The 14,103-nt window shown below is 38.5% G+C and carries 11 protein-coding genes, 1 tRNA gene, 1 pseudogene and 1 riboswitch; of the genes and pseudogenes, 7 read left to right on the forward strand and 6 right to left on the reverse strand.

Annotated features, from left to right (window positions below; genetic code table 11):
• Positions 1 to 25 precede the first annotated feature (25 nt).
• Positions 26 to 129, reverse strand: a riboswitch (TPP riboswitch).
• Positions 130 to 206: 77 nt separating this feature from the next.
• Complete coding sequence (locus IE867_RS04040; protein WP_192483497.1) at positions 207 to 1,070, reverse strand: prepilin peptidase; 864 nt, start codon at positions 1,068 to 1,070, stop codon at positions 207 to 209.
• Between the two features lie 182 nt (positions 1,071 to 1,252).
• On the opposite strand from IE867_RS04040, the pseudogene sucC reads away from it, so the two are divergent.
• The 5 genes and pseudogenes from sucC to rpiA form a co-directional block, all read left to right on the forward strand.
• Positions 1,253 to 2,434: pseudogene (gene sucC / locus IE867_RS04045) on the forward strand (ADP-forming succinate--CoA ligase subunit beta); the annotation flags it as partial.
• A complete protein-coding gene (gene sucD, locus IE867_RS04050; RefSeq protein ID WP_192483498.1) occupies positions 2,431 to 3,315 on the forward strand; it encodes a succinate--CoA ligase subunit alpha in 885 nt (294 codons plus the stop codon). The pseudogene sucC and the gene sucD, both read left to right, overlap by 4 nt.
• Positions 3,316 to 3,867: 552 nt before the next feature.
• Positions 3,868 to 7,806 carry a BspA family leucine-rich repeat surface protein gene (locus IE867_RS04055; protein WP_192483499.1) on the forward strand — a complete coding sequence of 1,313 codons (3,939 nt, stop codon included), beginning with the start codon at positions 3,868 to 3,870 and terminating at the stop codon, positions 7,804 to 7,806.
• A gap of 203 nt (positions 7,807 to 8,009) precedes the next feature.
• Complete coding sequence (queG, locus tag IE867_RS04060; RefSeq protein WP_318779310.1) at positions 8,010 to 9,128, forward strand: tRNA epoxyqueuosine(34) reductase QueG; 1,119 nt, start codon at positions 8,010 to 8,012, stop codon at positions 9,126 to 9,128.
• Between the two features lie 390 nt (positions 9,129 to 9,518).
• Entirely contained in the window at positions 9,519 to 10,196 is a 678-nt protein-coding gene (gene rpiA / locus IE867_RS04065) for a ribose-5-phosphate isomerase RpiA (protein WP_192483500.1), read from the forward strand.
• A gap of 30 nt (positions 10,197 to 10,226) precedes the next feature.
• On the opposite strand, the gene IE867_RS04070 is transcribed toward rpiA, so the two are convergent.
• The 3 genes from IE867_RS04070 to IE867_RS04080 all read right to left on the reverse strand — a co-directional run bounded on the left by IE867_RS04070 (position 10,227) and on the right by IE867_RS04080 (position 11,441).
• Positions 10,227 to 10,303: transfer RNA gene (locus tag IE867_RS04070), tRNA-Pro, on the reverse strand.
• Positions 10,304 to 10,387: 84 nt separating this feature from the next.
• Positions 10,388 to 10,594 (reverse strand): cold-shock protein, encoded by a 207-nt coding sequence (locus IE867_RS04075; RefSeq protein ID WP_117003029.1) that lies wholly within the window; start codon positions 10,592 to 10,594, stop codon positions 10,388 to 10,390.
• A gap of 196 nt (positions 10,595 to 10,790) precedes the next feature.
• The gene (locus tag IE867_RS04080) at positions 10,791 to 11,441 is read right to left on the reverse strand and encodes a thiamine diphosphokinase (RefSeq protein WP_192483501.1); all 651 of its coding nucleotides are present in this window, start codon (positions 11,439 to 11,441) and stop codon (positions 10,791 to 10,793) included.
• A 97-nt stretch (positions 11,442 to 11,538) separates the two neighbouring features.
• On the opposite strand from IE867_RS04080, the gene xerC reads away from it, so the two are divergent.
• Together xerC and IE867_RS04090 are read left to right on the forward strand one after the other, a co-directional pair.
• A complete protein-coding gene (xerC, locus tag IE867_RS04085; protein WP_192483502.1) occupies positions 11,539 to 12,420 on the forward strand; it encodes a tyrosine recombinase XerC in 882 nt (293 codons plus the stop codon).
• Between the two features lie 12 nt (positions 12,421 to 12,432).
• Positions 12,433 to 13,182 carry a class I SAM-dependent methyltransferase gene (locus tag IE867_RS04090; protein WP_192483503.1) on the forward strand — a complete coding sequence of 250 codons (750 nt, stop codon included), beginning with the start codon at positions 12,433 to 12,435 and terminating at the stop codon, positions 13,180 to 13,182.
• A gap of 54 nt (positions 13,183 to 13,236) precedes the next feature.
• On the opposite strand, the gene IE867_RS04095 is transcribed toward IE867_RS04090, so the two are convergent.
• Both IE867_RS04095 and IE867_RS14955 read right to left on the reverse strand, forming a co-directional pair.
• Positions 13,237 to 13,938, reverse strand: a complete 702-nt coding sequence (locus tag IE867_RS04095) for a hypothetical protein (RefSeq protein ID WP_192483504.1) — start codon at positions 13,936 to 13,938, stop codon at positions 13,237 to 13,239.
• Between the two features lie 51 nt (positions 13,939 to 13,989).
• Positions 13,990 to 14,103 (reverse strand): IS3 family transposase (locus IE867_RS14955; RefSeq protein WP_404826251.1); only part of this gene is annotated, 114 nt, incomplete at its 5' end.

Consider the following 14,103-nt stretch of genomic DNA (forward strand, 5'->3'; position numbering starts at 1 on the left):
ATCATTTTGTGCACAGTACAAAATACAAATCGTTATAACAACTTCCTACGCTAGTACTAACTAGTTCAGGTACAAAGGGTTACAAAACTTGCATTTTGCTCTCAGCCAACGGCACCCCTGTTGTAAACGCGATTTATCCTAAAGTAATTTTTTGGAGGTGTCTACTGCTATCTAGAAATGCCGGAATATACCGCTCGTAAATCATTTTACAGCATTACCAACATTTGGAAATATGAGTGAGTCAATGCCTGACCGATAAAAGGATACAATATCCCAGCAAGTGCGATGGATGGACCAAAAGGTATCACCGAGGCTCCTTGCCGTTTTATTAAGCTTGTGATAATGGCAAACACAATACCAATCACCGCACTGGTGAATATCAAAAACAGCAAGCTTGGTGCGCCAAACCAAGCACCCAATGCTGCCATTAACTTAAAATCACCATAGCCCATCCCTTCTTTCTTGGTAATCAGCTTAAACAACCAGAATACTATCCACAATATGCCATAACCAAGGACTGCGCCCAATATTGCTTGCATTGGCGAGCTAAAAACAAACGCGCAATTGATTAATAGCCCAAGCCAAAGCAAAGGCAAGGTTAGATTATCGGGCAACATAAAATGTTTAAGATCAATAGCTGCGAGCGGAATTAAAAAGAAATACATCAAGCATAACAACAATGCCGCAGGTGTTATGCCAAAATAGTACAGCGTGAGAAACACCAAAAGACCACTAATGAATTCCACACTTGGATAGAGCAAAGATATTTTACTATGGCAAAAGCTGCATTTTCCGCGCAAAAAGATAAAGCTTATAAGAGGGATATTGTGCCATGGTTTCAGTGGCTGGTGACATGCCGGGCAGGCCGATCTGCGATGAATATTTTCAGATAACCCCCCTTCTATATCAGGTAGCGAGAGATCAAGAATATCATAGGCTTGATCTTTGTATTGCTTATCTAGCATTTCAGGTAGGCGCGCAATGACCACATTTAAAAAACTACCAACACAAATAGCAATAATGGTTGCCGCAATGATAATAATAGGCGCTATCTCGTTTACAAATTCCATAATCACATTCAAAAAAATCGATTTCTTATGAGTATATACCGATTAACAAAAGCGAAAACAAAAACTTTGGTAATTGATACTTAACCGAATATCAATATTGCGATATACTTTCCGGTGTTTTCGTTTTTGTGTCGATCAGAACATGAAAATTTTGTTAAACAAACCATAAAGTAAATAGTGAGAAAGATATGAATTTACATGAATATCAAGCAAAACAGCTTTTTGCTGAATACGGCTTACCGGTATCAAAAGGTTATGCTGTTGAAAGCGTTGAAGAAGCATTGGTTGCTGTTGATAAAATTGGTGGTGACATGTGGGTTGTTAAGGCTCAGGTTCACGCAGGCGGTCGCGGTAAAGCCGGTGGCGTGAAACTTGTTTCTAACAAGGAAGATGTTGCTAATTTTGTGAAAAACATGATGGGCACACGTCTTGTTACTTTCCAAACCGATGAAAACGGTCAGCCAGTTAGCAAAATCCTCATCGAAAGCTGCACTGATATTGCCAAAGAATTATATCTAAGCGCGGTTGTTGATCGTAGCACGCGTCGTATTATCTTTATGGCATCAACTGAAGGTGGTGTTGAGATTGAAGAAGTTGCAGAAAAAACACCTGAGAAAATCTTCAAAGAAATTATTGACCCAGTCGTCGGCGCGCAACCTTACCAAGCACGTAAAATTGCGTTTAAGCTTGGCTTAGAAGGCAATCAAATCAAGCAATTCACTAAGATTTTCTTAGGTCTTGCAAAAATGTTCCAAGAAAGAGATCTTGAGCTTTTAGAAATCAATCCTTTAGTCATCACTAAAGAAGGTAACCTTCATTGTTTAGATGCTAAAGTAGCTGTTGATGGTAATGCACTATATCGTCAACCACAATTAGCTGAATGGCGTGACTTATCGCAAGAAGATGAGCGTGAAGCACGTGCTGCTGAATGGGAGCTTAACTATGTTGCTTTAGATGGTGACATAGGGTGCATGGTTAACGGTGCTGGTCTTGCAATGGCGACAATGGATATTGTTAAACTGCACGGTGGACGTCCTGCAAACTTCCTAGATGTCGGCGGTGGTGCGACAAAAGAGCGCGTATCAGAAGCGTTCAAAATCATTCTATCTGATGCAGCTGTTAAAGGTGTATTTGTGAATATCTTCGGTGGCATCGTGCGTTGTGACATGATTGCTGAAGGTATTATGGCAGCAGTTGAAGAAGTTGGCGTTAAAGTGCCAGTTGTTGTGCGTCTTGCCGGTACAAATGCTGAATTAGGTGCCAAAAAATTAAAAGAAAGCGGTTTAAATATTATTGCTGCTAATGGTTTCACAGATGGTGCAAAGAAAATCATCGAAGCAGTTAAAGAGGTATCTCACGTATGAGCGTTTTAGTTAATAAGAATACAAAAGTTATCTGCCAAGGTTTTACTGGTAAGCAAGGTACTTTCCACTCTGAGCAAGCGATTGCTTATGGTACAAAAATGGTTGGTGGCGTAACACCAGGCAAAGGGGGTACAACGCACTTAGGTCTACCAGTATTCAATACTGTTCAAGAAGCCGTTGATGCAGTACAACCTGATGCAACAGTTATCTATGTACCAGCTCCGTTTTGTAAAGACTCAATCATTGAAGCAGCTGATGCTGGCATCAAATTGATTGTATGTATTACTGAAGGCATTCCTGTTATGGATATGCTTGAAGCTAAAGTTTATGTTGAACGCTCAGGCTCACGTTTAATCGGTCCAAACTGCCCAGGCGTCATTACGCCAGGTGAGTGCAAAATCGGTATTATGCCAGGCAGCATCCATATGCCGGGTAAAGTTGGTATCGTATCACGCTCAGGTACATTAACATACGAAGCAGTTAACCAAACGACTGCTTTAGGCTTTGGCCAATCAACATGTATCGGTATCGGTGGTGATCCAATTCCAGGCACTAACTTTATCGATGCTTTAGAGATGTTCCAAAACGATCCACAAACTGAAGCAATCATCATGGTTGGTGAGATCGGTGGTTCAGCTGAAGAAGAAGCTGCTGAATACATTAAAAACCACGTTACTAAGCCAGTTGTATCATACATTGCGGGCGTAACCGCACCTGCTGGTAAGCGCATGGGGCACGCCGGTGCAATCATCTCTGGTGGTAAGGGTACAGCTGCTGAGAAATTTGCAGCACTTGAAGCTGCAGGTGTCGCTGTTAGTAAATCACCTGCTGAATTAGGTAAAGTCCTTCAGCAAGTTACTGGTTGGGTAGTTCCGGCTTAATCATCTATATTCTTCTCAAGCGCATGGAAAATACGCTTACTAACTTCTTATACCTTATCGCTTATACCTAATAAATACAGCGGGAGCTGCTGTTGCGTTTTCAATTTCCTTTATCACTGATAAGCTATTAGTATATACTGCTGACACTTAAAATATGGATAGCATTTTCAGATCAAAAAATGCTTAAAACACAAGGTCTAATAATGGAAACAATAGCACGCAGGCACCGTCACTTAATTCACTCGCAGCTGATTTAATTATATACTGCCCTCTCCAATATCTTCAATTACATGTTACACTTCCATGAACTTAAGCATAAAACCAAAGCATTATCGTTATCCTGTCGAAATCATAAGTTCAGCTGTATGGTCATATCATCGATTCAATGACAGTTAAGTTGACGGTGCCGTTCAATCAAAAGGCTTGCAGAAAAGGGAAGACCTTAACAGAGAAACGCATAAATAAATATTTTCTACATATTGTGATACTAAAATTGTGGACACCTATTTTTATACCATAACTATGTAATTGACGTAAAGTAAGGGGCAAATAATGGTGCAAAAGATTATAAAACATAGTTTTACTTATACTTTGATAACAACAGCTTTTTTTCTAACTGTTGGTTGTCAGAAAGAAAGCAGTAGTGATACGTCTGCGAATTCTATAGAAGTTGTCGACGATTTTCCTTCTGCAGTGGGAGATGATACAAAACAGTCATATCATTTAGCACTTAAATTCAAAAACTCAGCTGTTGTGGGCAGTGATTCGAAAACTGCGAATGTTAAAATTGTAGACAATCCTGTTGGACAGGCATGTCAAGATAAGTTGACCTTTAATTATACAAAAAGCATGCCTATTGATTCTGTATATCAAAATGTTGAGATTTCTGCGCCAACAGGACAAAAGAACTGCTTGCATAATATATCAATCTATGCAAATGATAGAGTTGTGGGTCAACACAAAATTTATGTGGATCAATTTGTAGCTGACTATAATTTTGCGGATGACCTCGAACAGAATATTGCAACTAATGATAAAGATGATTTTTCGATTGTTTTTTCAAATAATAATAATTTTGATATGTCAAACATATCTATTGACCGCCCTGTGTTAGCTAATTATACCGAAACAAATAATACTTGCGGAACAGTATTACCCAAGGGAAAAAGTTGTCAAATTGATGGTGTTTTTAAAGCGACAGCTGTAGGTGATTATAACCTTAAATATACTTTTCATTTTAATGAAGGAAAGGATGTCAACATCATTAAGCATGTTCATATTTCAGATGTTGTAGTAAATGGTACTATAGGACTTTCCTTACCACAATATATACGTAAAGGGAGTCCCTATGCTGTCATGTTTGTTTTTACAAATAATGGTCAAGTTGATGCAAAAGGAGTTACTGTTAGCCCAGCGCCAAAAGTACCTGGCTATACTGAAAAGAACAATACCTGTACCACAAGCTTGACTCTTGCTAAAGGTACATATTGTCAAATTAGTGGTGAGTTTAATCCGACTAAAAATGGCCCTTATGATCTCGAATATGCTTTAAAGTATGATGGTGGTAATGCTACTGCGATTAGCAGTACAGAGGTTTCAGAAGTATCTCTTCAAGCGACCACTGATATCTATTTACCTCATTACATTCGTGTTGGGAGCAAGCATAGTATTTTATTTACTGTTAGGAATAATAATCCAAACATTGAGGCAACAGGGTTAAAAATTACTAAGCCGCTAATATCTGGATATAAAGAAACGAGGAATACTTGTGGAAGTTCCCTTGCTGGAGGTGCTTCTTGCCAGGTTGGTGGTGAATTGGTTCCAACAAGTAATGGTCATACCGTTATAGAATATACTATTGATTATAATGAGCAAGGAAACAATCCTATTTCAGTTCAAAGTGATACGGATGTATCAACAGTAGGCATAAATGCTAATATGGATACCGCTTTACCACAATACATGCTTCAAGGTGATACTGCTGATTTTGTAGCAAAATTTAAAAATATTAATCAGAATTTAGATGCAACGATAACCCATGTTGATACTCCACAAGAGGTGAAAGTTAATTCAGATACTTGTAGTCATCTGATTCATGGTCAGTTAGCCGGGGGTACCTCATGTGAGATTAGTGGTACATATACGGCCACATCAACCGGCAGTCATTCGCTTGATTTTGCAGTACATTTTAAAGAAGACACCTCTGGCAACGGTGCAACAGTACGTACTACAACGGATGTATCAACAGTAGGCATAAATGCTAATATGGATACCGCTTTACCACAATTCATGGCTAAAGGTGGTACTGCTGATTTTGTAGCAAAATTTCAAAATAATAATCAGCATTTCGGTGCAACGATAACCTCTGTTAATGTTCCACATGGGCAGGGGGTGACAGTTAATTCAGATACTTGTAGTCATCTGATTCATGGTCAGTTAGCTGGAGGTACCTCATGTCATATTAATGGTACATATACGGCCACATCAACCGGCAGTCATTCGCTTGATTTTGCAGTACATTTTAAAGAAGACACCTCTGGCAACGGTGCAACAGTACGTACTACAACGGATGTATCAACAGTAGGCATAAATGCTAATATGGATACCGCTTTACCACAATTCATGGCTAAAGATGGTACTGCTGATTTTGTAGCAAAATTTAAAAATATTAATCAGAATTTAGATGCAACGATAACCCATGTTGATATTCCACAAGAGGTGAAAGTTAATTCAGATACTTGCAGTCATCTGATTCATGGTCAGTTAGCTGGGGGTACCTCATGTCATATTAATGGTACATATACGGCCACATCAACCGGCAGTCATTCGCTTGATTTTGCAGTACATTTTAAAGAAGACACCTCTGGCAACGGTGCAACAGTACGTACTACAACGGATGTATCAACAGTAGACATAAATGGTAATATGGATACCGCTTTACCACAATTCATGGTTAAAGATGGTACTGCTACTTTTATAGCAACATTTAAAAATACTAATCAGCATTTCGGTGCAACGATAACCTCTGTTGATACTCCACAGGAGGTGAAAGTTATTTCAAATACTTGTAACCATCTGACTAATGGTCAGTTAGCTGCGGGTGCCTCATGTGAGATTAGTGGTACATATACGGCCACATCAACCGGCAGTCATGCGTTTGATTTTGCAGTACATTTTAAAGAAGATACCTCTGGCAGGGGTACAACAGTAAGTACTACAACGGATGTATTAAAAGTAGGCATAAATGCTAATATGGATAAAGCTTTACCACAATTCATGCTTCAAGGTTCTACTGCTGATTTTGTAGCAACATTTAAAAATATTAGTCAGAGTTTAGATGCAACGATAACCCATGTTGAGATTCCACAGGGGGTGACAGTTGCTTTAGATAGTTGTACTTCTCTGATTCGGAATGGTCAGTTAGCTGGGGGTACCTCATGTCAGATTAGAGGTACATATACGGCCGCATCAATCGGCAGTCATGCGCTTGATTTTGCAGTACGTTTCACAGGAGATCCCTCTGGCAACGGTGCAACAGTACATACTACAACGGATGTATCAACAATAGGCATAAATGGTAGTATGAGTACCAATTTACCACCATACATGCTTATAAATACTGGGGCTAATTTTGTAGCAACATTTAAAAATATTAGTCAGAGTTTAGGTGCAACGATAACCTCTGTTGATATTCCACAGGGGGTGACAGTTGCTTTAGATAGTTGTACTTCTCTGATTCGGAATGGTCAGTTAGCTGGGGGTACCTCATGTCAGATTAGAGGTACATATACGGCCGCATCAATCGGCAGTCATGCGCTTGATTTTGCAGTACATTTTGCAGAAGACACCTCTGGCAACGGTGCAATAGCAATTGCCAGAACGTCAGTTTCAGACACTTTAAAATGTGACGATTCTGCTCCGGGTACTACGCTTTATAACAACTATCTTGTCGTTGAAAATGGTACTGGTGCTAATGGGATTAATGCTCCAGGTAGAATAGACAGTATTATCAACGGTAGTATTCATGTATGTACTTCGCATGTGACTGATATGAACTTGATATTTGCAAACAAGAAGACTTTTACTGCTAACACTGATATTAATAATTGGGATGTGTCTCACGTCACTACAATGCAGAAGATGTTCCAGGAATCTAACTTTAACCAACCATTATCTAATTGGGATATATCCCATGTAAGAGAATTTAACTGGATGTTCCATTTTACTCCCTTTAATCAGGATATTGGAAACTGGGATACTTCGAGTGCTGTTTCTATGGGTGGGATGTTTGCTGACACTTCTAAATTTAATCAGGATATTGGAAATTGGGATACTTCAAATGTAACTGATATGGCATTTATGTTTGCAGAGGCAGCTGCTTTTAATCAAGATCTTAGTCATTGGAATGTAGCAAATGTAACGATTATAAATTCTTTTGCGACTAACGCAAATAATAGTTGGATTTCTGCATATAAGCCCCATTTTAATTAGCTGTGCCCGCTTAATTTTAGCTGAAAGCCTTATTTTATAAGGACTTCATGTGAATTAAGTTGGTAATTCCCTTCTAACTGCTGTATCTTATCTTGGCAACTATGGTGGTGGAATAGCTGTTTTTGATCTGCCTGAAGCCATGATTGCATTATTAATTATTTGTATTCTTTGCCATCGCATTGCAGTACAATCAAGCCTACCTCGTGAATCCATCTCAAATAGTCTTAAAAACATTGAACTCGAACAGCATAAGCTTAGAACAGTGGAACAGCATTAAACAATTTGCACTGACCACACTAGGCATTTCTGATATATCAGCTACCGACTGCCTACTTGATCAGTATATCCCTAAGTATCAAGAGTGGCTTCGACAAGGTTATCATGCTGATCTTGACTATATGGTCAAGCATGGCAGTAAACGCTATACACCGCACGAGCTTGTGACAGGCACTAAAAGTGTTATTGTTGTGCGTTTAAACTACTTACCCCAAGCTTATTGCTTCAAAGGTATTCGCAAAACGCTATCAACACCAAGTGGAAATGCAGCTATTTCTGTTTATGCACACGGTCGTGACTATCACAAGGTATTACGCCAAAAATTAAGTAAACTAAGTGATTTCATTCAAAGTATTTTGCCAGAGCATAGTGCACGTGTTTTCACTGACAGCGCTCCTGTGTTAGAAAAACCATTAGCTGAAAAAGCTGGTCTTGGCTGGATCGGTAAAAATAGCAATCTCCTACACCCAATCGACGGCTCGTTTTTCTTTATCGGCTGCATCTACTCTAATCTTGACTTTAGTGCATTTGCACAATTACCTATAACGGATCAATGTGGTAAATGCCAAGCTTGCATTAAAGCATGCCCTACCAATGCCATAGTTAATAACAAAGTCATTGATGCCAATAAATGCATCTCTTATTTGACGATTGAAAACAAAGGACTAATACCATTGCAATATCGTCAAGCAATTGGTAATCGCATCTATGGTTGCGATGACTGTCAACTGGTATGCCCGATTAATAGATATGCACCCGTAACCGCTGAGTCCGATTTTCTCGCACGTGCACACTTAAGCCAACAAAGTTTGATGGATTTAGCACAATGGTCAGAACAAGCATTTTTGAAAAAAACAGAAGGCTCTGCCATTCGTCGAATTGGTTATCAAGCTTGGCTTAGAAATATTTACATTGCCCTTGGTAATGCACCTTTCTCCAAAGAGATTATTACGCTGCTTGAAAAAGCCAAACAAACACATAGCAACAATGCTTTGCTCTTAGATCATATCAACTGGGGAATTCAGCAACAGATGGCAAAAATTTAGGTGGGTTTCAGGATATCCATATCCTATTAAAATTCATCCGTGCGGGGGGGCTATCCATTTCTACCTTCATCCGTTAAGGTCGCCATCCGTTGCATGTGTGACATTATGGACAAAACAATTATCAAAATATGTAGGATTTTAACTAAATCTTTGTGAGAAATTTGCCATTTCTATAAGTTTAGATTATATTTTAATCAATTCAGCTTGCTGGAGATCAATTATCATCCTGTTAAGTCTTTTATTCTTGTAAAGTTTCTTACTATTTCCTCTTGTTTTTAGTTAATGCCCATCACCATAATCTATAACCTTGGCTTATTTTTTACCTTTGTAATCCCTGATAAATATGCCAAAATAAGTCACCTACCTCAAATTAAATGGATCACGCTACTTATGTTTTTCAATAAAAAAACAGATCAAAATGAATTAAAAAAAATTGCTGCAACTGCCGCAATTGAATATATCAAACCAGGAATGACCGTTGGTGTTGGTACTGGCTCAACGGTTAACTTTTTTATTGATGAACTTGCCAAAATCAAGTCCAAAATTGAGCTGACCGTTTCAAGTTCTGAGGAAAGTACTAAGCGCCTCAAAGCACATGGCTTTGAAGTCGTTGACTTAAACTACCCAAATAAAGTTGATATTTATATCGACGGCGCTGATGAAGCAAACAAACATCGTGAGCTGATCAAAGGTGGAGGAGCAGCATTGACTCGCGAGAAAATTTGCCGTGTTGCCAGTGACAAATTTATTTGTATTATTGATCAAAGCAAACTAGTGCCTCAATTAGGACGCTTCCCATTGCCAATTGAAGTTATTCCTATGGCGCGCAGCTATGTTGCCAAAGAATTGGTAAAACTAGGCGGTCAACCAATTTACCGCGAAGGCGTAATCACTGACAATGGCAATATTATTATTGATATCCATAATCTGATGATTGATAACCCATTGAGACTTGAACAGCAAATTAATCAAATCACCGGTGTGGTTTGCAATGGTTTATTTGCTGTTAACCCTGCCGATATATTGCTCATAGCCAATGACAAGGGTCAAATCGATATTATTGAATAATAAATAATAGATTCAATTAAAACTACAAGATGGTCGGGACGGCGGGATTTGAACCCACGACCTTTAGCACCCCATGCTAACGCGCTACCAAGCTGCGCTACGCCCCGAGGTCAAATCTGATAATCTTGATAATAATGAAACACTTTAAAATAATGAAAGAGCACTTCTAAAAGCGCTCTTAATGAAATAAATTATCCAGCAATTTGAACGTTTACTGCTTGTGGACCACGGCGGCCATCTTCGATATCAAATGAAACGCGTTGATCATTAGCTAATGACTGTAAACCATTTAATGCAGTTACGTGAACGAAAAGATCAGAACCACCATTGTCTGGCTTGATAAAACCAAAGCCTTTTGTTTCATTAAAAAATTTTACGGCACCTGTTTGTTGCGACATATCCTATACTCTCTTACTATATATTTAAATTAAACTTTACTGACTCCATGTACTCTTATGCGCTTAGTGGGTATATGCAACATGATAAAATCACTCACATATAAGAACAAAAATCACTCAAAGACCAAAAAGTCGCACTCAGTATAGCAAGACTGTATAAAAAACAAATCATTTTATCTGCGCAATGCTAACTATTTTATTTTGACAGCGATCGATGATAAGGATCATGCGACAAAAACAGCAAGCCACTGCCTTGTGAATAGTCGATAAATAGCTCATCTTGAAGCGCATGATTACGAATGCCCAGCTCCTCACCAAAGCGTAATGTATATTGATCCAAATCAAAAGCAAATCCTTGTAATGTTAAATCAACTAACTCAAACAGCGGCACAATTGAAACCATTTTTCCTTTAGCATTGGTTATATGCATGTTTTGATGCATTAACTGTGAAACACCGTAACGATCAATCACTTGATATTTGAGTTGATGCTTAAGCAAAGTCGATATATTACCAAGGTAATGATCCATTTCCTTGCCACCCAACCCAAATAAAGATAACTCATGATATCCGTGTTGTTGTAAATGGCTTAACGCCTTCTCAAAATCGGTAGAATATTGATCATCATCTTGCTGATATGGGATATTTAAGCGCTTAGCATGATCAATCGAGTCACCGTCACCAATAATCATCTGCACTTTGTTAACAAGCCTTTTGACATCTTGAATCTGATTAAATGCCCCATCAGCACAATAAATTGGTAAATCATCTAAATGTTTGCTGATATACGACTCAAAAAATGCGATATCGATCTCGCCATTAATTAATAGAATTGCTTTTTTTGCCAAGGGATAACTCGCTTTTCTGCTTTTTTTGTTTTTTCTTGTCGCGATGAGTATATACTCATGACAAATACAAAAAAACCATGTGCAGGCACAAGTTTAGATGAGCTCAAAACTTAATAACTTTTTACATCACCTAAAATTTGAGCGCAATTACTCTAATCTTACCATTGATGCCTATCAACGTGATTTGCATGGGTTTGATGTCTTTTTGCAAAGCAAAGATAAAGCACTTGCTGAAAGTACATCACAAGAGATAAAACTTTGGCTTAAAACCTTGCATAGTCAAGGCATTAGTCCCAAATCGATTCAACGTAAATTAAGTGCTGTTAAATCTTTTTTCCGCTATTTGTTGAGCAATGAAATAATCACAGAAGATCCTTCTTATGCTATCAAAGCGCCCAAAGCACCAAAGAAGCTTCCCAAAACACTCGATGTTGATCAAATGCAGCAAGTTCTAGACTATCAAAGCAATGATGATTTAGAGGTGCGTGATCTTGCCATGCTTGAGGCTATCTATAGCAGCGGACTGCGCCTTAGTGAATTAGCCCAATTACGTTTTGAACAAATTGATTTCTCACAAAAAACCATTCGCGTACTTGGCAAGGGCAGCAAAGAACGCATCGTGCCAATTGGTGATAAAGCAATTAGCGCCATAGATAAATGGTTAAACATACGTCAGAGTTTAAACTGCACCCATGACTATCTTTTTACCACATTAAAAGGCAGGCCAATTCAAACGCGCAGCATTCAAAAACGTTTTGAAAAATTTGCACTTGAACACGCACCAAAGCATATTCATCCACATATGCTAAGGCACGCCTTTGCCAGTCACTTGTTAGAGTCTTCAAGAGATCTTGTCGCTGTACAAAACCTATTAGGACATAGCGATATTTCAACTACTCAGATTTATACACACCTTGATTTTCAGCAACTGGCAAGTGTCTATGATCAAACCCATCCACGTGCTAAACGTAAAAAATAAGAATTATAATATATGCAATCCATAAACTATCTCACATCACATAACACGGCAATCTCACCTGATTTAGAGATGCTTAAACCTATATCTATCAATACATTAAGCTCCATCCCTGAACAGTCATTTTATCTTGAGCATGAAGATGATGTGCTCACACTAAAACATAGCGATTCATTATTAACACTTTGCGTAGACTTCAATAGTCATGATATTCAAAATCGCATCAAACCGAATACCGCAAAACTTGACTTAATCAAAGCAATTGAGGGAAAAAGCAAAGATAAACTCAACATTCTAGATATGACCACAGGCCTTGGACAAGATAGCTTCTCTCTTGCAGCACGTGGACATACTATCGATGCGATTGAGCAAAACCCTTATGTATTTTTGTTGCTTCAAGATGGCTTACGGCGCGCCAAAGAAGAATCAAATTTAGCAGGAATTGCGCATCGAATTAATCTTTACTTTGCCAATTCAATTCAGCTTTATCATGTACATCAAGCAGGCAAATATAATGTAATCTACCTTGATCCAATGTTTCCTGAGCGCACTAAAAGTGCCAAGGTCAAAAAGAATATGCAATTATTGCATGATTTGGTAGGCATTGATGAACAAAGCAATAAGCTGCTTTTCCAACAAGCTAAAGCATTAACCCCTAAGAAGATAGTCGTTAAACGCCCACGCTTGGGCGATTTTATTGACCATCAAAAACCGACCAGTCAAGTGATTGGTAAAAGTAGTCGATTTGATGTTTATGCCTATTAAATAGGCTAACGTGATAATTTTGATCCCTCTATTCACATTGATTCTAAGAAACCATTAGGCAGGTGCTCCGGGTAAATAAATGTTTTTGGCATCAACGTTAATTTGCTGACAAATGTTTCCACTACAGTTTGAAAGAACAAGATTACCGCTTGAGTTTTTCTCTAAATGAAACTTTGTATTGTCAGCGCTCTGTCCTTTATTCATCGTTAAGCTGACATCACACGTTTTATCAAAATTCAGCGGAATGACCGACTCATTACCAACTGCCTTGCCACATACGTTACCCGTGATAGTTGTCCAACCACCACCAATATTAATATTGTATTTACTTGGTGGAGGCGGTGGTGTATACGGTGATGTATTAGGCAAACTTTTTGTGCTACCCACATCAATCACTATACCTTTGTAATTGGGTACATCACTCATTCCAACCCATCCAATTTGGGGTTGTGATGTCGTTGGCATAAAAGCTTCCATAGCAACTGGAATATCACTAAACGCATCAACCGCTGAAAAATCATAGTCAACCGTATCGCCATGACTAAAAGTATACTCTAATAATTGATAAGAATATTTGCTATCTGGGGCAAGCGGTGCATTAGGCTGCATTTCAACAATAGAACTTTGACCGATAAAAACTCGCCCAGCGGCCCAACAATTTGAAGCTAAATTTATAGTCACCGCTGTATTAGCAACAATACCATTTTTCTCTATACTAGGATCCCCCGTACAGTCGATAAGTTGTTTATTTACCATCGCTGTTACCAAAGGATAAACTGTCTTATTTGTATCGTTGACAATTTTGATCTACCCCGTCAATTTGGGACACTTTTGATTTTCGGATTTCATACTATCTTCAAACTGTTTTGGTGTCATGTAATTTATCGTTGAATGTTTCCTTTTGGTGTTATAGTAAGCTTC

It is taken from the genome of Cysteiniphilum marinum, from assembly GCF_014857925.1.
Classification (GTDB): domain Bacteria; phylum Pseudomonadota; class Gammaproteobacteria; order Francisellales; family Francisellaceae; genus Caedibacter; species Caedibacter marinus.